Source organism: Jejuia sp. G7-7 (assembly GCF_055808955.1).
Genome location: NZ_JBVVSZ010000002.1, coordinates 1701684 through 1726677, shown reverse-complemented (window position 1 = coordinate 1726677; position 24994 = coordinate 1701684). Strand labels below are relative to the sequence as shown.

At 31.0% G+C, this 24994-nt stretch carries 27 protein-coding genes and 1 pseudogene; 4 read left to right on the top strand and 24 right to left on the bottom strand.

Going from position 1 to position 24994, the window contains the following annotated elements; genetic code table 11:
* Nucleotides 1-3 precede the first annotated feature (3 nt).
* From AC0L5U_RS18170 to AC0L5U_RS18160, 3 genes are read right to left on the bottom strand one after another with little or no spacing between them, the layout of a single operon-like run.
* Complete coding sequence (locus AC0L5U_RS18170; RefSeq protein WP_473417850.1) at nucleotides 4-795, bottom strand: glucosaminidase domain-containing protein; 792 nt, start codon at nucleotides 793-795, stop codon at nucleotides 4-6.
* Entirely contained in the window at nucleotides 795-1709 is a 915-nt protein-coding gene (locus tag AC0L5U_RS18165) for a 1-aminocyclopropane-1-carboxylate deaminase/D-cysteine desulfhydrase (protein ID WP_473417849.1), read from the bottom strand. Before AC0L5U_RS18165 ends, AC0L5U_RS18170 begins: the two co-directional genes overlap by 1 nt.
* Nucleotides 1709-2038 carry a hypothetical protein gene (locus tag AC0L5U_RS18160; RefSeq protein WP_473417848.1) on the bottom strand — a complete coding sequence of 110 codons (330 nt, stop codon included), beginning with the start codon at nucleotides 2036-2038 and terminating at the stop codon, nucleotides 1709-1711. Before AC0L5U_RS18160 ends, AC0L5U_RS18165 begins: the two co-directional genes overlap by 1 nt.
* Before the next feature lie 64 nt (nucleotides 2039-2102).
* Between AC0L5U_RS18160 and AC0L5U_RS18155 the strand changes: the two genes are divergently transcribed.
* Nucleotides 2103-2267 carry a DUF5522 domain-containing protein gene (locus AC0L5U_RS18155; RefSeq protein WP_473417847.1) on the top strand — a complete coding sequence of 55 codons (165 nt, stop codon included), beginning with the start codon at nucleotides 2103-2105 and terminating at the stop codon, nucleotides 2265-2267.
* Between the two features lie 95 nt (nucleotides 2268-2362).
* Nucleotides 2363-2929: a DUF4136 domain-containing protein gene (locus AC0L5U_RS18150; RefSeq protein WP_473417846.1), complete on the top strand. Its 567-nt coding sequence runs from the start codon at nucleotides 2363-2365 to the stop codon at nucleotides 2927-2929.
* Between the two features lie 57 nt (nucleotides 2930-2986).
* On the opposite strand, the gene AC0L5U_RS18145 is transcribed toward AC0L5U_RS18150, so the two are convergent.
* Together AC0L5U_RS18145 and AC0L5U_RS18140 are read right to left on the bottom strand one after the other, a co-directional pair.
* Nucleotides 2987-3346, bottom strand: a complete 360-nt coding sequence (locus tag AC0L5U_RS18145) for a hypothetical protein (protein WP_473417845.1) — start codon at nucleotides 3344-3346, stop codon at nucleotides 2987-2989.
* A gap of 321 nt (nucleotides 3347-3667) precedes the next feature.
* Nucleotides 3668-4771, bottom strand: coding sequence for a bestrophin family protein (locus AC0L5U_RS18140; RefSeq protein ID WP_473417844.1), 1104 nt, complete (start codon nucleotides 4769-4771; stop codon nucleotides 3668-3670).
* A 163-nt stretch (nucleotides 4772-4934) separates the two neighbouring features.
* Here AC0L5U_RS18140 and AC0L5U_RS18135 point away from each other — a divergent pair, with 163 nt between their 5' ends.
* Nucleotides 4935-6695 (top strand): aromatic amino acid hydroxylase, encoded by a 1761-nt coding sequence (locus tag AC0L5U_RS18135; RefSeq protein ID WP_473417843.1) that lies wholly within the window; start codon nucleotides 4935-4937, stop codon nucleotides 6693-6695.
* Here AC0L5U_RS18135 and AC0L5U_RS18130 read toward each other — a convergent pair.
* The 7 genes and pseudogenes from AC0L5U_RS18130 to AC0L5U_RS18100 form a co-directional block, all read right to left on the bottom strand.
* The gene (locus AC0L5U_RS18130) at nucleotides 6682-7218 is read right to left on the bottom strand and encodes an RNA 2'-phosphotransferase (protein ID WP_473417842.1); all 537 of its coding nucleotides are present in this window, start codon (nucleotides 7216-7218) and stop codon (nucleotides 6682-6684) included. The genes AC0L5U_RS18135 and AC0L5U_RS18130 overlap by 14 nt on opposite strands.
* A gap of 2 nt (nucleotides 7219-7220) precedes the next feature.
* Nucleotides 7221-7979 (bottom strand): phosphoribosyltransferase family protein, encoded by a 759-nt coding sequence (locus AC0L5U_RS18125; RefSeq protein WP_473417841.1) that lies wholly within the window; start codon nucleotides 7977-7979, stop codon nucleotides 7221-7223.
* Nucleotides 7954-8343, bottom strand: a complete 390-nt coding sequence (locus AC0L5U_RS18120; protein WP_473417840.1) for a hypothetical protein — start codon at nucleotides 8341-8343, stop codon at nucleotides 7954-7956. The genes AC0L5U_RS18125 and AC0L5U_RS18120 overlap by 26 nt, the downstream gene beginning before the upstream one ends.
* Nucleotides 8330-9541, bottom strand: coding sequence for a nicotinate phosphoribosyltransferase (locus AC0L5U_RS18115; protein ID WP_473417839.1), 1212 nt, complete (start codon nucleotides 9539-9541; stop codon nucleotides 8330-8332). Before AC0L5U_RS18115 ends, AC0L5U_RS18120 begins: the two co-directional genes overlap by 14 nt.
* Nucleotides 9532-9783 (bottom strand): nicotinamide phosphoribosyltransferase domain-containing protein, encoded by a 252-nt coding sequence (locus AC0L5U_RS18110; protein WP_473417838.1) that lies wholly within the window; start codon nucleotides 9781-9783, stop codon nucleotides 9532-9534. Before AC0L5U_RS18110 ends, AC0L5U_RS18115 begins: the two co-directional genes overlap by 10 nt.
* 113 nt (nucleotides 9784-9896) lie before the next feature.
* A complete protein-coding gene (locus AC0L5U_RS18105) occupies nucleotides 9897-10574 on the bottom strand; it encodes an NUDIX hydrolase (RefSeq protein WP_473417837.1) in 678 nt (225 codons plus the stop codon).
* 15 nt (nucleotides 10575-10589) lie between these two features.
* Nucleotides 10590-11337: pseudogene (locus tag AC0L5U_RS18100) on the bottom strand (enoyl-CoA hydratase/isomerase family protein).
* 108 nt (nucleotides 11338-11445) lie between these two features.
* Here AC0L5U_RS18100 and AC0L5U_RS18095 point away from each other — a divergent pair.
* Nucleotides 11446-11754: a rhodanese-like domain-containing protein gene (locus AC0L5U_RS18095; protein ID WP_473417836.1), complete on the top strand. Its 309-nt coding sequence runs from the start codon at nucleotides 11446-11448 to the stop codon at nucleotides 11752-11754.
* On the opposite strand, the gene AC0L5U_RS18090 is transcribed toward AC0L5U_RS18095, so the two are convergent.
* The 12 genes from AC0L5U_RS18090 to alaS form a co-directional block, all read right to left on the bottom strand.
* A complete protein-coding gene (locus AC0L5U_RS18090; RefSeq protein WP_473417835.1) occupies nucleotides 11744-12358 on the bottom strand; it encodes a DUF4230 domain-containing protein in 615 nt (204 codons plus the stop codon). The two genes, AC0L5U_RS18095 and AC0L5U_RS18090, sit on opposite strands and share 11 nt — an antisense overlap.
* Before the next feature lie 177 nt (nucleotides 12359-12535).
* A complete protein-coding gene (locus AC0L5U_RS18085; protein WP_473417834.1) occupies nucleotides 12536-13099 on the bottom strand; it encodes a response regulator in 564 nt (187 codons plus the stop codon).
* A gap of 154 nt (nucleotides 13100-13253) precedes the next feature.
* The gene (locus AC0L5U_RS18080; protein ID WP_473417833.1) at nucleotides 13254-14444 is read right to left on the bottom strand and encodes a sensor histidine kinase; all 1191 of its coding nucleotides are present in this window, start codon (nucleotides 14442-14444) and stop codon (nucleotides 13254-13256) included.
* Nucleotides 14417-15076 carry a 7TMR-DISMED2 domain-containing protein gene (locus tag AC0L5U_RS18075; protein WP_473417832.1) on the bottom strand — a complete coding sequence of 220 codons (660 nt, stop codon included), beginning with the start codon at nucleotides 15074-15076 and terminating at the stop codon, nucleotides 14417-14419. The genes AC0L5U_RS18080 and AC0L5U_RS18075 overlap by 28 nt, the downstream gene beginning before the upstream one ends.
* A 50-nt stretch (nucleotides 15077-15126) precedes the next feature.
* Nucleotides 15127-15741, bottom strand: a complete 615-nt coding sequence (locus tag AC0L5U_RS18070) for a sensor histidine kinase (protein ID WP_473417831.1) — start codon at nucleotides 15739-15741, stop codon at nucleotides 15127-15129.
* Between the two features lie 179 nt (nucleotides 15742-15920).
* Nucleotides 15921-16934: a tetratricopeptide repeat protein gene (locus tag AC0L5U_RS18065; RefSeq protein WP_473417830.1), complete on the bottom strand. Its 1014-nt coding sequence runs from the start codon at nucleotides 16932-16934 to the stop codon at nucleotides 15921-15923.
* Between the two features lie 615 nt (nucleotides 16935-17549).
* Nucleotides 17550-19415, bottom strand: a complete 1866-nt coding sequence (locus tag AC0L5U_RS18060) for an outer membrane protein assembly factor BamB family protein (RefSeq protein ID WP_473417829.1) — start codon at nucleotides 19413-19415, stop codon at nucleotides 17550-17552.
* Between the two features lie 63 nt (nucleotides 19416-19478).
* Nucleotides 19479-20006 (bottom strand): DUF6252 domain-containing protein, encoded by a 528-nt coding sequence (locus AC0L5U_RS18055; protein WP_473417828.1) that lies wholly within the window; start codon nucleotides 20004-20006, stop codon nucleotides 19479-19481.
* A 138-nt stretch (nucleotides 20007-20144) separates the two neighbouring features.
* On the bottom strand, nucleotides 20145-20645 hold the full coding sequence (locus AC0L5U_RS18050; RefSeq protein WP_473417827.1) for a DUF6252 domain-containing protein: 501 nt from the start codon (nucleotides 20643-20645) through the stop codon (nucleotides 20145-20147).
* A gap of 43 nt (nucleotides 20646-20688) precedes the next feature.
* The gene (locus AC0L5U_RS18045) at nucleotides 20689-21654 is read right to left on the bottom strand and encodes a GSCFA domain-containing protein (RefSeq protein ID WP_473417826.1); all 966 of its coding nucleotides are present in this window, start codon (nucleotides 21652-21654) and stop codon (nucleotides 20689-20691) included.
* A gap of 80 nt (nucleotides 21655-21734) precedes the next feature.
* Nucleotides 21735-22112, bottom strand: a complete 378-nt coding sequence (locus AC0L5U_RS18040; RefSeq protein ID WP_473417825.1) for a GxxExxY protein — start codon at nucleotides 22110-22112, stop codon at nucleotides 21735-21737.
* Nucleotides 22113-22260: 148 nt separating this feature from the next.
* Entirely contained in the window at nucleotides 22261-24912 is a 2652-nt protein-coding gene (gene alaS, locus AC0L5U_RS18035; protein WP_473417824.1) for an alanine--tRNA ligase, read from the bottom strand.
* Between the last annotated feature and the right edge of the window lie 82 nt (nucleotides 24913-24994).

Below are 24994 nucleotides of genomic sequence, written 5' to 3'. Positions count from 1 at the left end.
AATTTAATCAGTTTTTATTTTTAAAATTTGGCCTATGGAAATAGTAGTACCCTCTATATCATTTTGCGCTTTCAAGTCATCAACACTAACATTATGCAGCCTAGATATGGAATACAAAGTATCTCCTTTAGCAACAATATGAGTTATTTCGTCTTTAGAAAAATTTCTACTTGAAGAATTTACACCTAAAACTTCATCATCATATTTATACAATTGATAGCGCTCAATTAAAGCTATTAATTTTTGAGGATATTTTCTATCGGTTGCATAACCCGCAGCTTTTAAACCTTTAGCCCAACCTTTATAATTACTAATTTTTAAATCAAAAAGATTAGCATATCGCTTTCTGGAAGTTAGAAATAATGAATGATCTCTAAACGAATATTTTGCATTATTGTATTTCCTGAAACATTCCCCTTTTTTATCATCATCGTGATAAATTTTTGCGCCAGACCAAGTATGACATTTTATTCCGAAGTGATTATTTGCTTCAACTGAAAGTCGTCCTTTTCCAGAAGCAGATTCCAAAATTCCTTGAGCCAAAGTAATACTTGCAGGAATATTATAAAGCGTCATTTCTTTTTGAGCAACTGCCTTATAGGTCTCAATGTATGCCTCTGTAGTAGTTAAAATCGATTTTGGAGTTTCAGTTTCTACTTCCCTTTTAGGTTCTACTTTTTTTGAAACAACTTGTTCAGTCTTTTTGGTTTTTGATTTTTTGGTAACTACGCTCTTTTTAGTACCACAACTAAACACAAAAACACCTAAAACTAATAAAATCAATATTCGCTTCATCAAACTTCTATTAAGGGTAAACTTTTCTTTTTTAACATCACGTTCATACCTCTTATTCCTTGTAAACCTCCAGTATGAATTACTAGTACTTTTGAACCTTTTGGGAAATAATCTTTTACTATCAAATCTAAAACTCCAAATAACATTTTACCTGTATAAACAGGATCTAGTTGGATATTATTTTCGGATTTAAATTGATTTATAAAACGAATTAATTCTGAATTAATTTTAGCATAACCACCAAAATGATAATCCGTTATTAAATCCCAATTGGTTTTAGTTACAAATTTACTAATATCTTGATGTAAAAACGAACCTTTTAAAGCAGGAAAACCTAAAACTTGTTGACTAGGTTTTGAACAATTTATTAATCCAGAAATAGTGCCGCCTGTTCCAACAGGGCAACATATATAATTAAAATCAGCATCATTTTTAGCCAATATCTCTTGGCAACCTTTTACAGCCAGAATATTTGTCCCACCTTCTGGAATCATATAAAACGCATTAAATTCATCTTTTAAAGTTTTTAAAAAAGTTTCGGAATTTTTGACTCTATAATCTTCTCGAGAAACAAACTTAAATTGCATACCATTTTCTTTTGCAAATTTTAAAGTAGGATTGGTTTCAATCTTATTTTGTAATTCTTCGCCTCTTATTATGCCAATAGTTTTAAAACCAAGAATATGTCCTGCGGAAGCTACTGCGGCTATATGGTTTGAAAACGCACCACCAAAAGTAAGCAAGGTATCGAAACCCTGCGTTTCAGCCTCTTTAAGATTGTATTTTAGTTTTCGGTATTTGTTACCTGAAACAAAGGCATGTAATTCGTCTTCACGTTTTATGAATAGCTTTATATCCTTTCCCTTTGGAAGTTTTATTTGTGTATTTCTAGTATTTTCAAACTCAAAATTCATTACTCGCGAAGATACTTTAAAAAGCTCCAAAAACGCCTATGTTTTAAATACTTCAAATCAGATTCATTATGGTATGCTTCGCGTTCAAAAGAAATATTACGATACGCTTTTTGCCAATTTTTATATTGAATAAGTCTTACCAGAAATTCTATAGAATACCATAAATAAAATGGAATTACTAGTAATTCTAATTGCTGTCCTAAATGTATTTTTTCATGATTAATTAAGGTTTTACTGAACTTTAATTCCTTCTTGCTCAAAAAGATAAAAGGAAAAATTGAAATGCCAGTATACCCCTTTGGCACTATATATTTTGAAATGAAAATCATACTTAAATCGGTTCAAAAACCAAACCACAAATTAATTCTTTAAAATTAAATATCTTTGTAAGACATGAAAAAGATTATCCCTATTGAAGAAGACGACTTTTACCTCACACCCGAAGGTTACCGCTGTTTTACAGAACAATACCATTTAAAACGTGGTTATTGTTGTGAAAGCGGATGCAGACATTGCCCATATGGCTATGATAAAAGTACCAATACCGTAAAACGTTGAATATTACAGCTATGTGGTACGATTATTGATGCTTTTACGATTATTAAGAGAAATTTAAACACTACGTAAAAAAGAAAAATTAAAATATTGTAACTATGAAAAAATTATTTAAAACTTTGCCCATTATCGCGCTACTAATTGTAGCAACATCTTGCTCATCAGTTAGAGTATCTACTGATTACGACAAAAAAGCCAATTTTGATACTCATAAAACGTTTGCTTTTTTTAAAACGGGCATTGATAAAGCAGAGATAAACGATATTGACAAACGCCGTATTCTACGTGCTATTGAAGCAGAACTTTTAGCAAAAGGTTTTACAAAATCTGAAGACCCAGATTTACTAGTAAGTATTTTTACAAAATCTAACCAACGTGTTGATGTTTACAATAATGCTTGGGGCATGGGTGCCTGGGGCTGGGGTGGTTTTGGTCCTTGGGGCGGCGGTTTTGGTCCTGGTTGGGGCTGGGGTTGGAATCAACAACCAGCAGTTTCCACAAGTACGCAAGGTGTACTTTTTGTAGACTTAATTAATGCCAAGAAAAAAGAATTGATATGGCAAGGTATGGGTACAGGTATATTAAGTAGAAATGTGGATAAAAAAGAAGAACGTATTAAGGAATTTGTTTCTAAAATCTTAGAACAATATCCTCCTGGGGTTTAGAAATAAAAATAAAAAAAGCGACTCAATTGAGTCGCTTTTTTTATTTACGAACTATTTTTAATTAAATTTAATTTTTAAGGCATCATAAGAATTAGATTTAATTCCAATTAACCCAGATTTAGTTTCTCCTTTTTTAATAACAGTCCCATAAATACTATTATCAACCATTTCTGTTTTAAATTTTGTGTTTGCTGAACCAGCAGCAATCATATTACCCGCAGCCAAACCAGGTCCTAAAATCAAACCTATAGGTGTTGAGCTTGTTGTTTCTTGAAAACCATTTCTGGTTTCAGTTGTATAAAGATTTACTGGCGTAAGCAGTAAATAAAACAAATGAGTTGCTGGACTTTGCTTAAGTGTTTTAAACGTTTTTTCTAAATCCATAACATGAACATCACTTTCATTTGCATAAGCCAAACTAAAATCTTTTCCAAAAGTTAAATCTCTATCAGTATTATTAGTGATTTTTATAGCAACTAATTTAACACCTTTTTTTCTTCTTTTTTAGCATATTTCTTATCAAGTAAATCATATTTATACTCTAATTTAATTTGCTTATTCTCATTTTGTGACAAATAATTTAAAGTATTAGGTTTAATATTTCTGTACGATGACGCACAACTAAACATTGACATAATGATGACTAGTAGTATAGCCATTTTAATAATTCTCATAAGTTTCGGTTTAAATTCGTAGCAAAAGTATTAATTATTTGAAATAAAAATATGACAAATATCATTACATCACAATATCATTTTTCCACTCGTAAGGTTTAGGAATATCTGTATCATCAATAAGTTGTCTGATATCAATTTCAATACCTCTACTCATATCAGTAATCGGGATATCATTGGGGCCGCCTTCAAACGGATTTTCTGTATTTTCCCCTATGGCTTCCATAGTATGAAACACCCAAGCAATTAATGCACTAAAGGGTATAGAAAACCAAACAAAATGTTTCGCAATAAACTCCTGTATTAAATGACCTATAGAAGTATGGGATTCATGATTTGCCAAATCTTCTAAAATATGATCTCCAATAGATTCAAAACCTTCCATAATACCAAAAGGTAATAGAATAATAAAAATCCATACAAAAAGATAGTTTAAAGTTGCAAATTGCCTAGGATAAGGAAAGTTTTTAATACGTTCACTTTTACCCTGTAAGGTATAGAATTCAACAAGTATGTTTGCCATTTCCATGTGCCGGAAATCTTCAATCAAACCTTCATCCATCAACTCTTTTAATCGCCTGGATTGCACACCTAAAATTTGAGATGGCTTATTCCCTTTTACAAATACTTCTTTAAAATCAGCATCAGATAAATAGGGTTTTATTTCGTCTTCAAGCATTATTTCATCTTCACAAACTCTAAAGTAATTTTCCCTAAATTCTCTATTAGATTTTGTTGCTTTTAAATGCATTTCCCAGGGCTTGTCTTCTCGCAATTGATAACGCAACGCCGTTAACCACGCTACATGCCTGTGTACCAATTCCCGTTTTATAGTTTGCAACTCAACATCTGTTCTTTTTTGTTTAGCATGTGTATTATCTATAAAATCTTTTACCATAATAGTCCAAGATCGAGATGAGTTTACAATTCCTCCCCAAATTTTTCGGGCTTCCCATAAACGGTCATAAGACGCATTATTTTTAAAACTCACAATAAAAGCCACAGCAGTACCTAAAACACCTAAAGGCAACCATGGCACATGCAGCCATTTTAAGCCAACAACATCAAATAACACAACGGGTATTAGTGCAATTAATAAGAATAAAAAAATGTGTCTTCGGGTCCATTTTAAAACACCTTTTACTGGAAATATCCGTCTGGTATACATGTAATTTAATTATGAAATTTAGAAATCTAAATATATGGAAATCTTTATTGTTATCTTATTTAGAATTCATTTATAGATTCAAACATTGAAATAAAACTTAAAATATATGTCATTTAATGAATAATTCGTATTTTTATAAAGGTTTTACATGTAAAAATTAGCAATGTCGGAATTATTTGAATCTAACGAAATACTTCAAAAGCTTCCAAAGCATTTGAAGCAGTTTATAAAACCTCAAAATTATGAGGATTACTCTGCTATTGATCAAGCCGTTTGGCGCTATGTGATGCGAAAAAATGTAGATTTTTTAAGTCATGTTGCGCATAGTTCTTATTTGGAAGGCTTAAAACAAACTGGCATTTCGATTGACAGTATCCCTAATATGTATGGCATGAACCGTATCTTAAAAGATATTGGTTGGGCAGCTGTTGCGGTTGATGGTTTTATTCCCCCCAATGCGTTTATGGAATTTCAAGCTTATAATGTTTTAGTTATTGCAAGTGATATCCGTCAATTAGAACATATTGAATACACGCCTGCTCCAGATATTATTCATGAAGGCGCAGGGCACGCCCCTATTATCGCAAATCCTGAATACGCAGAATACTTAAGACGTTTTGGAGAAATTGGATGTAAAGCTATTTCTTCAGCTAAGGATTATGAGTTATATGAAGCTGTTAGGCATTTATCTATAATTAAAGAAGCTCTTAATTCAAATGATGATGATATCGCCTCCGCTGAAGCAAAAGTTGAAACATTACAAAAGAATATGGGCAAGCCCAGCGAAATGGCTTTAATTAGAAATTTACATTGGTGGACCGTTGAATATGGTTTAATTGGAAGTATTGAAAACCCAAAAATATATGGTGCTGGTTTATTATCATCCATTGGAGAAAGTGCTTGGTGCATGACAAATGAAGTTAAAAAACTACCATATGACATAAATGCTACCTATAAAGATTTTGATATTACAAAACCCCAACCTCAGCTTTACTTCACACCCGATTTTGCGCATTTAAGCTTGATTTTAGAAGAGTTTGCAAATACCATGGCATTACGCAAAGGTGGACTTTCTGGAGTCAATAAATTAATTGCTTCAAAAGCTTTAGGGACTATAGAACTGAGTACAGGCCTTCAAATTTCTGGAATTTTCAATTCGATCATTGAACATGAAGGCAAACCCATTTATACTCAAACTGAAAGCAAAACTGCTTTAGCGTATCGCGAAAAAGAATTGGTTGGTCATGGTACAACTACGCATTTAGAGGGTTTTGGTTCTCCTATCGGAAAACTCAAAGGCATTAATCTGGCTATCGAAGATATGAGTCCGCGTGATTTAGCTGCATACAATATTTATGAAAAACGTATTGTAAATCTTGAATTTGAAGGAGGTATTAAAGTTTCAGGAGAAATCATCACAGGAAAACGCAATCTTCAAGGTAAAATTATTTTAATCAGTTTTAAAAATTGTACTGTAACACATAATGTTACTATTTTATTTAAACCAGAATGGGGTGTTTATGATATGGCTGTAGGGAAAGATATTGTTTCAGCTTTTTCGGGGCCTGCAGATTTGCATAGTTTTGATTTAATTACCCATAAAACGTCATCAAACACCATTCATATTAAAAAATCAAAAGAGCGATTAATACTTGAAAGCTTATATCAACAGGTTAGAGATTATAGGGATGGCGTTAACAAAACCATTTCTAGAACTAAAGTTTTAGAACAACTTATTGAAGAGTATCCAAATGATTGGTTATTATCTGTAGAACTTTATGAATTAGCGTATCTTGGAAATGAAACTGAATTGTGTAAAAAGATTTTAAATCATTTAGAAAACATCAAACAAAACAATCCTAAAGTTGGACATTTAATTGATGATGGGTTAGAGATTGTGAAGAAGGACACTATTTTGAAATAAATTCTTTCGGAACTAAATCTATTAACCAAACTCCATTTTCAGACTTAAAAAATATTAAACCAGAATTATACATATCCAATGCCCTAACTTTTAAAATAATAGCTTTTCCTCTTCGACTTCCAACTCTGCTCGCTGTCTCAACTTCTTCACTTAAATGAACATACTGTCTATTCATCTTTTGTAAACCATTTTTCATAATAGAATCAATAAATTTTGAAACCGTACCGTGGTATAATATTTCTGGAGGCATCTGTTGTTTTAATTCTAAATCAATAGTATCTGTCGAATGCCCTTGATTTGCTCGAATCTTGCTTTTATCTTCACTAAACGAAAATCTTTGTTTATCATTAGTTACAACAACTTCTTCTAAGTCGTCCATTGAAAATTTCAATTTTGTATTAGATAAAATTTCCATCACATTTGCCCAACCATTCTCATCTAAATTCAATCCGATTGTTTCTGGCTTATGCCTTAATATCAGGCTTAAAAACTTACTAATTTGTTTTTTGTTTTGTTCTTTCATTTTTAAATAACTTTAAACTGAGTTACAAAATCATTTTCAATATCCCTATAACTATTTGTACAATATATATGGTTTATTGTTTCTTTTAACTCATCAAATCCATAATTAAATTGTCCATGAGTTACATACAGAAACACTTTGCTTGCACCTTGATTTTTTAAAGTTTCAGCTAAAATTTTAAAGGTTCTTCCGCCATCTGCTAAATCATCTACTATCAAACACTCTTTTCCTTCAACATTACCTTGAATTGAAATTTTTGGGACACCATTAACCCTTACTTTATTTGAAGGAATCAAATCTGCATTCAATCTTTCAGCTATATAATGTGTGGTTTTATATGCGCCAGCATCTGGACTTACCAATACAGGACTTCCAATGTCTTGATACACTCTATTCACATAATCTAAACTACTCAAAGCAATTGAATTGTTGATTAAAGCTAAAGCCACACTACTATGCGGGCTTAATATTTCAACTTTATCAAAGTTCATAGCATTTATAAAATTTGCTATTACTTTTAAATCAAATGATTCTCCTTCTTTAAATCTTCTATCAGATCGTTGACCTATAAGACAGAAAATAGTTAGAAAAGTATTTAAATTTTTATTAGTAGAATTTTCATTGTCCCAAACTTCTTTTATTGATGCTATTTTAAATAAATCTTCATAACTGTTCCCTCTAATTTTAATATGTAAATCACCTGATTTTATTATTTTAGCAGAAACTTGTCCGTCTTTAAATTTGTTTATCTCGTATTTCATCTGTCAGTTTTTTTAAATAATTATATGATTCTACCAAACCAGCCCTGTCATCTAATAAAATATTATAATAAGGCTTTCTAGTTTTCATAATCGGGTTTTCGTTTATTAAGTCGAAAGGGATATTTCTATTTTTTAAATCTAATTTAATAGTATTCAATTTTTTATTTTCATTTCCTGTGAATAGTATTAAAGTAAAACCTAGCGATTTACATGTTCGCAATAAGCTTATTATCTTATTGTAACTAATACCTTGATTGTGATAATCAAAAACTGTATTATCATAATCATAAGCTACAAAAAGGCTTTTATGCTGTTGGTAATCTTGTTTCAATCTTTCGTAAAAGTTAAAATTAAATACATCCATCGATTTGTTTTCTTATTTGTTCTAAATTAGTCATATTGAAAAAGGTTCCGTTTTCATAAATTAATTGTAATTCGCCTTCGGCTTCTTCTGTTTCTGAAACCCCATCAACCAATTTATATTCTCCGTCTTCCAAAGTTACTTTTATTAATCCTTTAGCAGATTTTTTAACACCATCATCAGTTACAGGGTTTTTGAAAATCTCCCTTCTTTCTCCTTTAACTACAACAGATGTTGCCTTCATAGCAAAACCAAATGTATCCCTTGTATTAAATTGATACGTAAAAGAGCCAATCCCTAAAACCACATTTGTAGTTGCAAAACCTTTATCGTGTAATCTTTGGCATATTTGTTCTGCTCTTTCCGTAGTAATACTATCTCCGTAAATTGCTCCAATATGCGAATCTAAAACCTTGAATCCTTGTTCATTTATTTCTCCTCCAAAAATATCCCAAAGTAGCTCAACAACACCTTTCTCTTGTGGAGAACCATTACCTAGTTCTCTATTTTTACCGCATATAATTTCTACTGGATCTCCGCTATCTGGTCTAATTACCAATTTTCCATCTCTTTCTAAAATCTCATTCTTTAATTTTGGTAAATAATCTGTTAATACTTTCCACAAATCCCAAGTATCACTTACTACTGACAGAATACCTGATGGATAAGTTTCCATTAAATTTATAAATGTACCTATTTCATCATCTTTCGTTCCCGCACACATAACAGAGTGTTCGGTTGCATTTACAGAACCTACCACAAAACCTTTAGCATCATAATACTCTCTTAAACCACTAATTACTGGAAGCGTATCAGAACCTAAAAATACACTTGCATGACCCATTCCTGAAGATAAAGCACTTTGAAGCCCTCCCATACCTCGCATTGAAAAATCATGTCCTTGAAAATCGATAAAAGCAAGATTTTCTTTATCCGTAATTACTGCCCATTTTTTAAAAATTCGTTTGTATAATAATGCAATAGAAGCAGATGTCATAGGTTGCCAAAGCATTGTAGATAAAATGGTTTCTAAAAAATTTGTAATCCAATAAAACTCTTGTTTAGTATTTACAACTGTCAACATTGGAATCCTAATTGGTACTTCCACACCCTCCGGTAACGATTTTATTTTTATTGGTAAATATTGTAAATCGTGTAGCGCCTCTAAATGTGAAATATCATATGAAGTACCTAGGTACAATGAAAGTTCTTCTTTAATATAATTACAAACGTCTTCTTTTGATTTTGAAAAAAGTTATCTTCAAAATAATCGTGCAACCATTTTATAACATATTGCTGACCGAAAGATAGAACTTTTTCACACCCATCAGGCGCATACTTATTACTTCTAGGAGTCCAATTTGAATAAACCTCTTCAGTTCCTTTTGGGTATTGTTGATGATGTCCTGTTTTGTATCCGTCTGTTAAAAGTAATGCGTTCATAAATATATGTATTTGCGTAATTATTACACAAATATACATTTCAATATTTATATTCACAAATTTGTTTTGCGTTATTTTTACGTATACTAATTAAAATATTGATTTTCAGTATTTTAAATCTCAAATATTATTCCTTCTTTTTTCAATTGGAAGTAACGTTTTTGATTAAATTGGAATAAATTAGCAGGTCTTCCTGAACCTTTAGATACTTTTTCATTTAGTTCATCTAGAACATTTAGGCTGATTATTTTCTTTCTAAAGTTTCGTCGATCAATCGACCTACCTAACAAAGTTGTGTATAATTTTTCTAAATCTGAAAAAGGAAATTTTTTATCTAAAAGCTCAAATCCAATGGGTTCATAAGTTATTTTCCCTCTAAGTCTATCTATTGCAATATTTAATATCTTTTCATGGTCGAACGATAATTCTGGCAGTTGCTCTATATTAAACCATTGTACTTGTTCTGCATCTGTAGATGCAAATATTTTAAAAGCATCAGGTCTTACCAAACCAAAATACGCAATAGAAACTACCCTGCCCCTTGGATCTCTAGTTGGTGCTCCAAATGTATAAAGTTGTTCTAAATAATTAATTTTAACTCCTGTTTCTTCATGAAGTTCTCTTTCTACAGCACCTTCTAAAGATTCTTCATTTAAAACGAATCCACCTGGTATTGCCCATTTCCCTTTAAATGGAGCATATTTTCTTTTTATTAATAATACAGAAATAACCTCTTGTTCATATCCAAAGACAACTGCATCAACCGAAATTTTTATAGATTGTTTGTCCATTACAATACTTAATTACTATCTAAACCGCTTCAAAGTATTCTTAGTAAATTCACTCAACACCAATTTCCCACTCATTTCAGCGCGTTCTTCTAAAAGCGTATCCCAATCGTCCGTGCCTGTCCAAAACACTTTTTTTATTTCCTTGAGTGCTTCAGGATTGTAACTTGCTAATTTTTCGGCCAAAGATTTTACAGCATAATCTAACGCTTCAACCGTATCAAAAACATCAGCATATAAACCTTTTTCTTTTGCAAATTGAGTAGAAAAAAGTTTCAGCATCAATCGTCATTTGAGACATGGCAATTTTACCAATTTTACGAGATACTACTGGCTCAATTACAAAAGGACCAATACCTATACTTAATTCGCTTAAACGAATTGAAGCATATTTAGTTGCCAAACAATAATCGGTTGCAGCTGCAAGACCTATACCACCACCAACGGTTTTTCCTTGAACACGACCAATGATTAATTTTGGACATTTTCGCATGGCGTTAATAACGTTGGCAAAACCTAAAAAGAAGGCTTTTCCTGTAGTTTCATCTTCTATGGCAATAACTTCGTTGAAACTCGCTCCAGCACAAAAAGTTCTATCTCCACCACTTTTTAAAACTATTACTTTAACTTCATCATTAGTTCCCGCATCAATAATAGTTTGTTCTAGTTTTGATAAAGTATCACTTGGCATAGAGTTTCTATTGGGATGAAAAAACTCTATAAATCCGACACTATTTTCAATAGTAAGTGTAACGTAAGGCTGCATAAAAACGATTGTTATTAAGGGATGAATATACACAAAAATTTACGGAATTGTATGCTTTAAAATTGCCCTTTTGTTTAAATAATGATTAATTTTAATGAAAAATAAAGTATGGGGATTTTAAGTCGGTTATTCAAAAATAAAGCTCAAAATATCAAAGAATTTTTAAACCGTGATGCTGTAATTCTTGATGTAAGAACAGAGCGCGAATGGAACGAAGGGCATTTACCAAATGCAATTCACATCCCACTAAGTGATTTAAAAAACCATGTTGATGCCATTAAAAAAATGAATAAACCTATCATTGCACATTGTAAAAGTGGTGTTAGATCTGCTAGAGCAGCAAAACTTTTAAAGTTTTATAAGATTGAAGCTATTAATGGTGGTGGTATTGGAGATTTACAGAAACTTATAGTTTAATATGTTGTAAATCTTCCTGATTTCCAATTGGGGTTTCATTGTATTGCAACGTCCAACCCAAAGAATTTGTGAGGATATAAAATTTAGCTAATTCGCTAATCAATCTATTTTTTGCATTCGATTTTAAATCTGAAGCTTCTATCTTTTTTGTTAAAGATTGTTTTACTGTTTTCTTTATATCGTTATAATCATCAGCTTCAAACGGATTTAAATAATCAGCTTGCACATCATAATATTCCAAATCTGGATTAATCTTTATTTCTTCTTCAGGAATACTAACAATCGTTAAAGTTTTACTTGCTTCATCTACATTATACTCAATTTTACTTAAATCATAAGCAATAGTAACTTCAGCATTTACAACAACAAGTGCTTTCTTTTTAACAGAAATTAAATCACCAAATATATCTTTTGAGTTTTTGTAATTGAATACCTCGCTAAAATGACCTTCGGTAACAATCAGTTTTCCAACATTATTAATTTGTTGTTGAATTAAGGCTGAACTTTCTTGAAGCACAATTTTATCTTCATGCTTATCTCCACAATATTTGAAAGTAAATAGAACTACAAGTGTAATTATAACACCGAATAGAATTTTTCGCATGTACTAATTTAGAAATAATTTAAGACAACAGCGTATTAATATGCTAAATTTAGCGCAAAAAAACATCAGTTTCCTTCGACATAAGAAGTCTAAACCAATGTAATTAATCAACTATACTAACACTACAAATGTATAAACTTTCTGTATTTACTATGTTACTTTAAAGTTAAACCTAGTTTAAATTAAGTTATTCTTTTTTGCTTTTTGGACAGCTTCTAGCTTATTATGTACTTGTAGTTTTTTATAAATATTCTCGATATGCTTTCTGATAGTTCCTGTTGACAAAATTAAGTTATCTGCAATGGCATTGTAACTCAATCCTTTGCTTAAATGTTCTAAAACTTCGGTTTCTCTATTTGTTAACGTGATATCTTCTTTATCTTGCGGACTTTGAATTTGAATAGGATTTCGTAGTAATTTAAGCGTTTTCATTGCAATTGAAGGATTCATTGCCGCACCACCGTTTAGGGTTTCAATAATACCATCATGTAAATCTTTAGGGTTTACTTCTTTTAGTAAATAACCATCAGCTCCAGCTTTTATAGCATTGAAAATATTCTCATCGTTATCAAAAACCGTCAACATTATGATTTTAATATGCGGATATTTTTGTTTGACAACTTCGGTAGTTTCTATACCATTTAAAACCGGCATTTCAATATCCATTAAAATAATATCTAGATTGTGATTATCTTCTAACTGATCCAATAAATCGGAACCATTTATTGCAGAAAACTTCACATTAATATCTTCAAAAATGACAATTTCTCTTTTACTGCTGTTATTAAAAAAGAATTATCGTCTACTATGGCAGTTTTAATATTCATATGTTTTATAAATCTACGTAAAAATCGGCATTCTTTATCTCAAATTCAATACGTAAAGTATCGTAGTTTTAAACAGTAGATGTGAGTTTTACAGATGTGCCTTTATTCAATTCACTTTCAATTTCTAACATAGCACCAATATCTTTGGCTCGTTTTTTCATATTATTTAAGCCATTTCCTCTCTCAATAGTTTGAAAATCAAACCCCTTTCCATTATCTTCTATAACTACCAAAAGTTCAGAATTAATATTTGAAATACTAACGGTTACTTGGGTTGCTTCGGCATATTTAAATGCATTATTTATAGCTTCTTGAATGATGCGATACATATTCATCCCTTTTATAGAACTAAATTCAATTGTTTTCGAAATTGATGTACCAACATTAAATGTAAACGTTGTTCGTTCAGAATGTGCGTTAGCCTTTTCAACAAAATTTGAAATTCTAACTTGCAAATCTTCCAAAGATATTTTACTCTTATTCATAGCCCAAATAGTATCTCGAAGCTCGTAAATGGTAGATTTAGTAAAAGCACTTATACTCTGTAACTTGCTAGTCAGTTTTTCATTGGTAATATTAAAACCGTAAGGTAAATTTTCTATTGAAGAAATAATAAAAGTGAGTTGTGCTCCAATATTATCATGCAAATCTCTTGAGATTTTTAAACGCTGTTCATATAGTTTTTTCTGGTAAGCAATATTTTCTTGAATTAATAAATAATAGCGATGTGCCATTGCTATTGTTAACACGAAAATCTCAAAAAAGATAACAAACTCCCACTCTAATGGACTATAACCTGAAGTTAATTTCAAAGCGGTTAATATATAATGAACCACAACAAACATTAATGGAAAATAGGCGATTACGAAATAATATGCCATTATTTCCTTTTTAAAACAGAGCTTAATGGCAATGGTATAAAAACCGACTGTTACTATTAGCAATAATAACTTAGCAGAATAATAAGATACCGCATAAAACCATTCGAATTGTCTTAAAAACAAGGCTGCAATAAAAAATACTAGAGTAAATAAAGCCGCGCGTTCTATAACTACAAACAACTTTGGGTAATAGGTTTTAATTGAAAAGAAATACTTTAAATACTGCATCACAAAAAAGGCTTGTAATAGCGTAAACATTTCTAAAAAATTATTTCCAAAAAACAGGTATTTCTCAAAATGAATGGGAGACACAAAATAGCGTAAACCTAAAAGATTCAAGAAGATAACTGTTACAAAACCTGCATAGTATATGTACAAGCGTTGTCTCGAAAAAAGAACATGGCAATAGAAATTATAACCACTAAAACCGTAAAACCTCCAAAGAATATAAGATATGAACTCCTAATTTTAATATCTTTTTCTCTTTGCTGATATCCAGAAGTTGTCCATATTTTATTCATAGCTCTAAAAGCGCCATCATTTACCACAGCATTAATATAAAAACTTACTGTATCATTTTTAGGGATGTTAACTGGGTAAGTATAAGCATACTTATTAGCCAAGTATGAAGGATTATTATTAGTTTCAAAATACATTCCCTTTTTAGGAAAGGCTTTAATTATCTTTCTACCTTTTACGATGTAAAATTCTAGAGAATCAATGTAAGTTTGGTTGAATTCAAAAATAAAATCGGACTCTTTAGAATTATTGCAAACCCTAATTTTTGACCAATTATAGGAATTAAATATCCCAGAATTTAAAAACGATTTTTCTTCAAATTTAAAAAGGGTCTCATTTTCTAAAACCCCTTGAATATCTCGCGCATTTGTATTGCTATTGTAGGTATAATGTTTTGAAACTGTAAATTCATTAAAATCATTTTGAAGCACATTAATTTTTGAATTACTCTGAGCTAAAAGGCACCAAGTAATATTCAAGCAAAAAAACAAATAAATGATGTTTTTAAAATGAAACATATTAATTACAACTCTCTTAAAAATTAGTTTAAATCTATGTTTAACTTTATAGATGTTCCTGATTCTATTTTAGATTCTATATTAAATTCTGCGCCAATTTCTTGAGCTCTTTTTTTCATGTTATTAAGCCCATTTCCAAGTTTAACTTCATCTTTGATAAAACCCTTCCCATCGTCATTAATGGCAACTAAAAGCACCTCATCTTTTTGGCTTATTTGCACAGAAATATCTTTAGCTTCTGAATATTTAATAGCATTATTAATCGCTTCTTGAACTATTCTGTAAATATTCATTCCTTCAACCGAAGTGAATTTAATCGTGTCTGGTATCGATTCATCAGCTTCAAATTTAAAGCTTGTATTTTCTGAATGAATATTGGCTTTTTTAACAAAATTTGAAATACGAACTTCTAAATCATCCAATGAAATCTCATTCTTATTCATTGCCCAAATGGTATCACGCAACTCATAAATAGTTTCTTTTGTAAATGCACTAATGCCTAGTAGTTTACTATTTAACTTATCATTCTTAATTTTAAAACCATATTGTAAATTTTCGACTGAAGAAATAATAAAAGTTAATTGTGCACCAATATTATCGTGTAAATCTCTTGAAATTCTTAAACGCTGCTCTTGCAATCTATTCTGGGTTTCTATTTTAACTAGAGCCTCACTTAATTCTTTTTCTTTTTGAAGTTGACGGTTTTTTAATTTTTGTTGATTGTAAAGTAGATAACCTAAAATAGTTAACAGTAGAGCAACTAAGCTTAAACCTATTAACTGAGTGTTTTTTTTATTTAAGTTTAATTCCTTTTCGGCTATTTCTGCACGTTGCGTAAGAATTTCTTTTTCTTTTTTTCTGTTTGATATTCTACTTCTAATTCTGCAATTTTACTATTAGTTTCAATATTGAGTGTACTATCTCTAAGTTTAGTATATTCTTTGTAATATTCAAAAGCAGATTTATCGTTTCCTTTTGCTGAGTAATAATCTGAATAATTTAAAAGAGCTGTTTCAATATTATAAACCGCTTTAGCTCCTTTAGCATAAAAAAAGGCACTATCTATATAAGTTTTAGCTTCAGAAACTCTTTTGTTTTCAATTAAAACTTGAGCTATATTGTTATAACTCTCACCCACTCCTACATGATTACCTATTGATTTCTCGACTCTAACAGATTCATTAAAATAATAAAGGGCAGAATCGATTTCTTTGAGGTAATAATAAACCGCACCCATATTATTCGCAGATTCAGCTATACCTTTTCTGTCATTTAGTTCTTCTTCTATATCTAAGGAATATTTAAAATAGCTCTTGGCTTTTTCTAATTCTCCATCATTAGCATATATCATGGCTATATTGTTATAAACCTTTGATATGCCTTTTTTATCATTAACTTTCTCAAAAATTTCTTTAGCCTCTAAATGGTATTTTATAGCTTTATCTACAAAACCCAAAGCATTATAAACTACCCCCATATTATCTAATGTAATAGCTATACGTTCATCAAAATTCTGAGCTTCATAAATAGCCAAAGCTTTAAGGTAATATTGTAATGCATCTTCAAAAAGCCCTATTTGTCTATTAACCGCTCCTATATTATTGTAAGCACTTGCTATAGATGAAGAATCTTTAGCGATAGAAAGCGCCTCTTCGGATAGTTTTTTGGATTTCTCGAATTCACCTAAGTCTCTATAAATAATACCTAAGTAATTTTTAGAAACAGCATATTCTTCATTTTGACTTTTGTTTAATTCTAAACAGCGCTCTAGGATTTCTATAGCTCTATTTGGATCTGACTTGTAAATAGCCATTGCTGAATCATTGAGCATTTTGACTTTTTGTTGAGAATATGAGTATAAACCACATAAAAAGAGAAAAAATATAAACACAACCCTTCATAAATAACCTTTAAAAAAACTAAAAAACTTTATATTTTATTGAGACTTACTCTCAAATATAAGTTTTTGCAATGAAAGTAATTCTTTTATAATTTTGAAGTTAGTTTTTAAGAGTTGTGAATTGAGATTATTTATAATTTTCGCCTTCTCTATTTTAGGATTAAAAATTAACTTCTCAGAGTTTAATCTGTTTTGAAGTGTAATCACAGATTCTTTTCCTTCCTTTTTTATTTTTATTGTATTAATGATGGTGTATGTAATAGCCAGTAATAAAATAAAAAAAGAACTTTCAATAAAACATCAACAAATAGCTTCCAGTCCATTTTTAAATTTTTAAAAAATTTATCAAAACCTTAATGATGAAAAATAAAAAACACCAATCACTTATGTTTTCTAACGAAGCAAGCGACTGATGTTTTCTGTATGAACTGATTAATAGCATTTTAAATCTACAATTAAAAGTGATATGTTAGTTAAATTTTCGACCAAATGTTAGAAAAAAAGATTAAGCGCAATAATTAAATTACCACGCCCAATCAACAAATCTCAACAACAAGATTTATTTTTAAGGTCGTAGGCATAAATAGTTTTGTCATTTGGTCTGTAATATAACATGCCTCCAAACTCATCAACTTCATATTCTGGCTTCTTATCTTTTAATAAAATTTCCTTTTCTACAGCTCCTGTATCTTTATTTAATTTCATTAAGCCAACACCATCGTCTAGTTTTGTTAAAACAAATTGTGCGTTTTTTGTAGCTGATGTAGCCGTAAATCGTTTTAACATTTCAGCTACAGATGCACCAGAAGCATTAGCCATTCCTTGAGCTAAATTATTTAAACGCTCTCCTCTTGCTGTGTACTGACCAATATAATTACGCTCTCCACCAGCTTCATAAGCTGCAGAAGCTGATGCAGCTGCCGTAGCTAATGCCATAGCTCCAGCCAAGGCTGCTCCTAAAGCACTTTTTCCTGGTGCTCTTTTATACTCATGCCATTTTTCCTCACCATCCCTATCTAAAAGCATCATATTTTGATCTGATGATAATAATATTCCAGTATCTCTAACTTCTATATCTGTTGGATCTTCTTTTCCATCAAAATCTGCTTCAATCAATAATTCTGAAGTGCCTGAGTTAGCATCTATACTAAATAGTTTTTCGTCTGCAAGAATTAAATATTTATCACTTTTTGCATCATAATCAGAACTTACCCTTTTTGCCCTTTTAAACTTGAGAGGCTTTTTCCATATTTGATCTCCTGTATTTAGATTAACAATATTTGCATCTTCTGAAGTAATATAAATCAACCCTTGAGGTGTTGTTGCCATAGTCAAAATATTTTCTCCAGTTTTTAAGGGCTTTTTAAATAAGGTAGTACCATCATAAGCTACTTTATTAATACCTCCTTCTCTAATTCCGAAGAGAATACCATCATCCATAATATAAAAATGCTGGACATAACCTTTAGTTTTAGGAGCTTTTTCCCAAAGATCTGCACCATTAGACGCACTAAACATAGTAATTCTAGATTCTGCTTTTGCAGCAGCTAATTTCCCAATACCTTTATTTGCAGAAGGCGCTACATCACTAACAACAGCAATACCTTGTGGTACAATTTCAAAATTAGATATTTGACCTTTTACTTTTCGCTCTTCTGACCAAGTAGATGCACCATTAGCCCCGATTTTGAAGATTTTTGTATTTTTTCTATTTGCAGTTTCCGCGAAAGCGTAAATTTCTTTTTCTGTTTTATCAGCAACCATCCAGCCAATATTTTTTAGCTCATTCTCCCAAATAACTTTCCCTGAATCCATATCAACCTTCATTAAACCTTTAGTTGTTGGAATAATAATCCCATCTGAAAGCACTAGAGGTGTTCCCATTACTGCTTTGGTTCCCTTAAAAATATATTGACTCAATTCTTTACCTGAAGCCAAATCGTATATTGCTAAAGCCTGAGGAAACAACATACCAACTTTTCGCTGCCCTGTTACCATAAGTCTATTTTGAGATAATAACAATTTAGTTCGACTTATAGATTTCCATCTATTTTCTTCAGCATTAAAAATTGTTTTACCAGACATATAATCAATTATAGATCTTTTCTTTACAAGCCCTACACCAAAACCGGCCTTACTCACAATTACATAAGGTGCTCCTGAAACAATCTCTAATTCTGTTTCTGGGTTTATTTTTCCGTAGTCTGTAAAATTGAATAGCAAGCCTTCCTGTCCTGGTTTTATTGCTGCTAAGCCATCATTGGTAGTAACAATTACTGTACCTCCATCTGTAATGGTCATTTCTCCTATTTTAGCTCCCAAATCATAATTCTGGTCTGGTGTTTCTGCTTTTTGTGCGTTTAACATTAGCGATCCTGCTAATAGAAAAACAAATAATTTTAAATTTCTCATTGTTGAATTTGTTTAAAAAACTATCACATCATTTAAGAGCACAATGTGATAGTTTAAGGTTGGTTACTTATCTATTGATGCTTTAAATTTTCCTTCTGAAAATGTTTTTGTTGACTTATCATCCGGATTATAGCCTTTAAAAGAAAAACTACCCTCTACTGTAGAACCATCGTCTGATGTTATTGTTATAGTTCCCGTAGCAGAAGGCTCGCCTAAAGCTATGATACCACTACTTGTCCAAGCTACTAAAGGGCTAATTTTGCCGTATGAAATTGAATTATTATTCTGAAGATTATCTCCTGTTTTATAGGTACCATTTCCGTTATAGCCAATTATATTAAACCTAATATAATCTCCACTATTTGTACTGCCTTGAACGTTTAGCACATCCCCTACAGCACTACTGGCCTTTGAAGCACCTACTAGTGATGCTAAATCTGTTGAAGCGGCAAAGTCTGCTCCATCAATTTTTGCAGATAAGAACTCATCTCCTCCTCCTGTTTCTGAATTGTCATCGTCTTTAGAACATGATGATAATGTTAGTAATGATCCCACCATTACGAATAACATAATTTGTTTTAAATTTCTCATTGTTGATATTTTTATTGATTAATAGTTCAACAAAACTGCAACAAAAGAGAAGTGGAATCAATACGATGAATTACGTATATTAATTATTCACTTACTATAAAATGATTTGAAATACTGAAAAAAGAAGTGTTCTTAGATTTAGAAATCGGCTTCAATCTTAAATTTACCATTAGTAACCGAAGTAATTTGTTGGATACTGGAGTAGTTAAACGCTTCAAAAGAAAAAGTGCCTTCTACAGTTTTACCATCATCATAGGTTATATCAACAATACCAATTTGATGAAAGTTTTCCCCTAAAGACGGTGTTGTTTTATTAACACTCCAAGAGTCTACAATTAAATTCCCATCAGTCAAAACGTAATTCAAATGACTCTCATTATTTTTTGAATCTCCAACATAATAAACACCAACACCTTTATAATTTCTAAGATTAACACTTATTGCTTTATCTCTAGTTATATCTTTTCCAGATACTGTTAATCTATTTGTTTGATGAAAAGCCTTAAGATCATTTGCAACAAAACTTACATTATCAACTTCAGCTATAAAAAAATAATTTTCTGAGTTAGAGTCATCATTTGAACATGATAAAACTATTATTATCATGAATAACGATGTAAACTTTAAAATATGATTCATGTCTAGCGCATTAATATAATTGTAATAAAAGTAATAAAAAAAACTAAAATTCTATATGATGATAATGTGCTTTAACATTCTTAATTTTAACATCTAGAGATTGAAGAAATTTTTTGTGTTCTAAAGAATTTGCATTAAAAGGCTTATGCTCAAGCCCTTTTTGAATTGCATCTACTTCATCCATAACATTAAAAGATTTATCAGAAATCCAAACAGTTTTAAACTTTTCCCATATATAATTAACAGCTAATTGATTGGGATGAATCATATCTTCCTTATAAAAACGATAATCACGAAGTTCATCCATCATGATTTCATAAGATGGAAAATAAAATGAATTATGATTAACGACTAACGGTTTTTGATTTAAGAACTGATGGATAGCTGAAATTAGATGTGATTTACTTTGTGTGTTTTCTACAAATCCATCTTTTATATGGCGTACTGGAGAAACTGTAAAAATTAATGATGAATTGGGATTTATACCTTTTATTAAATCTGAAATACTTTGTAATGCATTTGAAATAGCTTCAACTGACAACAACTCTTTTTTAAATTGTTTTTGGGATACTTTATGGCAATTTGCAACAATACTATCGGTATTTACATCACTATATACCCAAGCAGTCCCTAAAGTGATAATAATATGAGATGCTGTTTTTAATTTTGAAGCTGTTAAATCAATTTGTGTATTTAGTTGATTTATTAAGTGGTCTTTTGAAACATTACTTAATTTTGAATGTGCATCAAAACAATGCCATTGTTCATTATGAAGAAAAACATCTTTTTTAGTATAATATTTTCCTTCAATTGCATTTGTAATTAATATTTCTATAGCTTTTGGATGGAACAATATCCCGAATGGGTTTTGCAGATTTTGAAACTTGAAATAATCGAGTTTATTTCCAATGTTTTCTGAAAAACAAGAACCAATTAAAAGGATGCTAGATGTGTAGTCTATTTTATTTTTAGACTGTTTTTTTAATGATATTTTCGTTTGAAGTTTCATAATTAATCTTGCAAATATTTCTCGCAAAGGCGCGAAGTCGCAAAGAGTTTCTGCTTAATTTTAAAATAAGGTAATTTATTTTATAATTTATTTACAATTCTTGTGATGCCATTTTTTATTAATACTCGATTGAAGTTAATAAGTAACCCTAATTTCAAATCTGTGATTTTTAAATAAGTTAGCAATTGTTTTTGATGAACTGGTGCTATTCTTTCAACCGATTTCAACTCAATAATCACTTTATTTTCAACTATTAAATCTGCCCGAAAGCCAACATTCATAACTAAGTCTTTATAAAATACTGGCAGATTCTGCTGGCGTTTTACATTTAAGCCTTCTTGAGTAAGCTCATAATAAAGAACTTCTTCATATACAGATTCCAATAACCCAGGACCAAGTGCTACATGAATTTGGTAACATTTATCGACTATTATTTTAGAAATTTCATTTTCATCCATGAGCCTTTGTGTCTTTAACTACTTTTCGAGACTATTTCAAGCACTCTTGCTTTCAAGCGACATTTATAAACAACTGTCCAAGCAATTTCATTTTTAGCTAAAATCCTTTGCGACTCTGCGCCTTTGCGAGACCATTTATTCAGCAACACTATTTCAAATACCCATGCGCCTTCAACAAAGCCTCATCAATCCCAGCAGGATTCTTCCCCCCAGCAGTAGCAAAAAATGGCTGTCCACCACCACCACCTTGGATGTATTTACCAAGTTCACGAACTACTTGTCCTGCATTTAAACCTTTACTAGCTACCAATTCTTTTGAGATATAGCATGATAATAAAGCTTTACCGTTTTGCTCTGTAGCAAATAGTAAAAATAGATTATCAAACTGACTTCCCAATTCAAAAGCGACATCTTTTAAACCTCCAGCATCTAAATCTAGCTTTTTTGCTAAAAACTGAACACCATTAATGTCCTGCAATTCGTTTTTAAGTTCGCCTTTTATGTTTTTAGCTTTGTCTTTAAGTAAAACTTCAACTTGCTTTTTTAGGCTTGTGTTTTCTTCTTGAAGATTTTGTAATGCTTTTACTGGTTCTTTTGCATTATTTAATAAATCTCGCATTTCAAAATAAGCTCTGTTATTTTCAAAATAGAAATCTTTTACAGCATCATTAGTAATCGCCTCGATTCTTCTAATACCAGAAGCAACTGCGCCTTCCGAAACTATTTTAAAATGCCATATATCAGAAGTGTTTTTAACATGTGTACCACCACAAAGCTCTATGGATTTTCCAAATCGGATGGCACGAACTGTATCACCGTATTTTTCACCAAATAAGCTCATAGCACCTTCAGCAATGGCCTCTTCTTTGGGAATATTTCTTTTTTCAATTAACGGGAGCTTACCATCAATTCTTCGGTTTACAAAATTTTCAACATCTCTTAATTCTTCAACTGTTAGTTTAGAAAAATGAGAAAAATCGAAACGTAAATATTTTGAATGTACTGCAGATCCTTTTTGCTCCACATGAGTTCCTAAAACTTCACGCAATGCTTGATGCAATAGGTGTGTTGCAGTATGGTTACATTCGGTTCTGTGTCGTTGTTTTGAATCCACAACTGCTTTAAACGATTCATTAATATGCTTTGGCAAATTCTTAGCCAAATGAATAATAACGTTGTTTTCCTTTTTTGTATCTAAAATATAAACCACGTCACCATGAGCATCTTCTAAATAGCCTTTATCACCTACTTGTCCTCCACCTTCGGGGTAAAACGGTGTTAAATTAAATACCAATTGATACATATCTCCATCTTTTTTAGAAGTCACTTTTCTGTATCGTGTTAGTTTTACGTTGGCCTCCAAAGTGTCATAGCCTACAAACTCTTCCTCTACATCATCAACTAAAATTGTCCAATCATCTGTAGACATTTCACTTGCAGCTCGGGAACGATTTTTTTGTCTCTCCATTAAACTTTTAAAGCCTTCAACATCAATTTCAAAATCATTCTCTTTTGCAATAAGTTGCGTTAAGTCTAGAGGAAAACCATATGTATCGTACAATTCGAATGCAGTTGTTCCGGAAACTACTTTATCAACCTTATTCAAAGTAATCATTTTTTCTCTTACTAATTTATTGACACCCATGTATTGCTCAAGCATCTCAATTCCTTTATCCAAAGTTCTTAAAAACGACTGTTCTTCTTCTTTAATTACATTTTCAATCAATTGCTTTTGAGCTTTCAATTCAGGAAATGCTTTTCCTATTCTTTTACTCAATACATCAACTAATCTATAAATGAAAGGTTCTTTTTTATCTAAAAATGTGAAGCCATAACGCACCGCACGACGCAAAATTCTTCTAATAACATACCCAGCACCAGTATTACTTGGTAATTGGCCATCTGCAATTGAAAATGCAACAGCACGAACATGATCTGAAATTACACGAATAGCAATATCAACTTTCTCATCTTTACCATAGTTTTTATTGGTAATCGTCTCAATTTCACGAATTATTGGTGTAAAAACATCAGTATCATAATTAGACTGAACACCTTGTAATACCATACAAAGCCTTTCAAACCCCATACCTGTATCAATATGTTTATTCGGTAAATTTTCAAGTGAACCATTGGCTTTACGGTTGTATTGCATGAATACCAAATTCCAAATTTCAACCACTTGTGGATGATCTTCATTAACCAAATCCTTACCAGAAACTTTGGATTTTTCTTCCGCAGAGCGAATATCAACATGTATTTCACTACAAGGTCCACATGGTCCTTGATCCCCCATTTCCCAAAAATTATCCTTTTTATTGCCTTTTAAAATTCGGTCTTCAGAAATATACTGCTTCCAAATGTCATAAGCTTCCGTATCCATTTCTAAATCATCAGCATCATCACTTCCTTCAAAAACAGTAACGTACAAAATATTTTTATCTATCCCGTAAACTTCAGTTAACAACTCCCAAGCCCAAGCAATAGCTTCTTTCTTAAAGTAATCTCCAAAACTCCAATTCCCCAACATTTCAAAAAGGGTATGATGGTATGTATCGTAACCAACTTCTTCCAAATCGTTATGCTTTCCAGAAACACGTAAACATTTTTGAGAATCGGCAATTCGATTATTTTTGGGTGTACCATTTCCTAAAAAATATTCTTTAAAAGGTACCATGCCTGCGTTAACAAACATAAGTGTTGGATCGTCTTTTAAAACCATTGGTGCAGACGCCACAATGCTATGTTTTTTATCTTCAAAAAAACTTAAAAATTTAGATCTTACGTCTTGAGATTTCATGTATTAAAATATTCTCTTATTCTTTAAATTATAGTATTTGCAAAACAATCTTTATATTTACTCTCCAATTTTATTTTTTATA

Excerpts from the sequence above, each read along its gene's own strand:
- AC0L5U_RS18170 (WP_473417850.1), bottom strand. The coding sequence starts at position 795 with ATGAAGCGAATATTGATTTTATTAGTTTTAGGTGTTTTTGTGTTTAGT.
- AC0L5U_RS18165 (WP_473417849.1), bottom strand. The coding sequence starts at position 1,709 with ATGAATTTTGAGTTTGAAAATACTAGAAATACACAAATAAAACTTCCA.
- AC0L5U_RS18160 (WP_473417848.1), bottom strand. The coding sequence starts at position 2,038 with ATGATTTTCATTTCAAAATATATAGTGCCAAAGGGGTATACTGGCATT.
- AC0L5U_RS18155 (WP_473417847.1), top strand. The coding sequence starts at position 2,103 with ATGAAAAAGATTATCCCTATTGAAGAAGACGACTTTTACCTCACACCC.
- AC0L5U_RS18150 (WP_473417846.1), top strand. The coding sequence starts at position 2,363 with ATGAAAAAATTATTTAAAACTTTGCCCATTATCGCGCTACTAATTGTA.
- AC0L5U_RS18140 (WP_473417844.1), bottom strand. The coding sequence starts at position 4,771 with ATGTATACCAGACGGATATTTCCAGTAAAAGGTGTTTTAAAATGGACC.
- AC0L5U_RS18135 (WP_473417843.1), top strand. The coding sequence starts at position 4,935 with ATGTCGGAATTATTTGAATCTAACGAAATACTTCAAAAGCTTCCAAAG.
- AC0L5U_RS18130 (WP_473417842.1), bottom strand. The coding sequence starts at position 7,218 with ATGAAAGAACAAAACAAAAAACAAATTAGTAAGTTTTTAAGCCTGATA.
- AC0L5U_RS18125 (WP_473417841.1), bottom strand. The coding sequence starts at position 7,979 with ATGAAATACGAGATAAACAAATTTAAAGACGGACAAGTTTCTGCTAAA.
- AC0L5U_RS18120 (WP_473417840.1), bottom strand. The coding sequence starts at position 8,343 with ATGGATGTATTTAATTTTAACTTTTACGAAAGATTGAAACAAGATTAC.
- AC0L5U_RS18110 (WP_473417838.1), bottom strand. The coding sequence starts at position 9,783 with ATGAACGCATTACTTTTAACAGACGGATACAAAACAGGACATCATCAA.
- AC0L5U_RS18105 (WP_473417837.1), bottom strand. The coding sequence starts at position 10,574 with ATGGACAAACAATCTATAAAAATTTCGGTTGATGCAGTTGTCTTTGGA.
- AC0L5U_RS18095 (WP_473417836.1), top strand. The coding sequence starts at position 11,446 with ATGGGGATTTTAAGTCGGTTATTCAAAAATAAAGCTCAAAATATCAAA.
- AC0L5U_RS18090 (WP_473417835.1), bottom strand. The coding sequence starts at position 12,358 with ATGCGAAAAATTCTATTCGGTGTTATAATTACACTTGTAGTTCTATTT.
- AC0L5U_RS18065 (WP_473417830.1), bottom strand. The coding sequence starts at position 16,934 with ATGCTCAATGATTCAGCAATGGCTATTTACAAGTCAGATCCAAATAGA.
- AC0L5U_RS18060 (WP_473417829.1), bottom strand. The coding sequence starts at position 19,415 with ATGAGAAATTTAAAATTATTTGTTTTTCTATTAGCAGGATCGCTAATG.
- AC0L5U_RS18055 (WP_473417828.1), bottom strand. The coding sequence starts at position 20,006 with ATGAGAAATTTAAAACAAATTATGTTATTCGTAATGGTGGGATCATTA.
- AC0L5U_RS18050 (WP_473417827.1), bottom strand. The coding sequence starts at position 20,645 with ATGAATCATATTTTAAAGTTTACATCGTTATTCATGATAATAATAGTT.
- AC0L5U_RS18045 (WP_473417826.1), bottom strand. The coding sequence starts at position 21,654 with ATGAAACTTCAAACGAAAATATCATTAAAAAAACAGTCTAAAAATAAA.
- AC0L5U_RS18040 (WP_473417825.1), bottom strand. The coding sequence starts at position 22,112 with ATGGATGAAAATGAAATTTCTAAAATAATAGTCGATAAATGTTACCAA.
- alaS (WP_473417824.1), bottom strand. The coding sequence starts at position 24,912 with ATGAAATCTCAAGACGTAAGATCTAAATTTTTAAGTTTTTTTGAAGAT.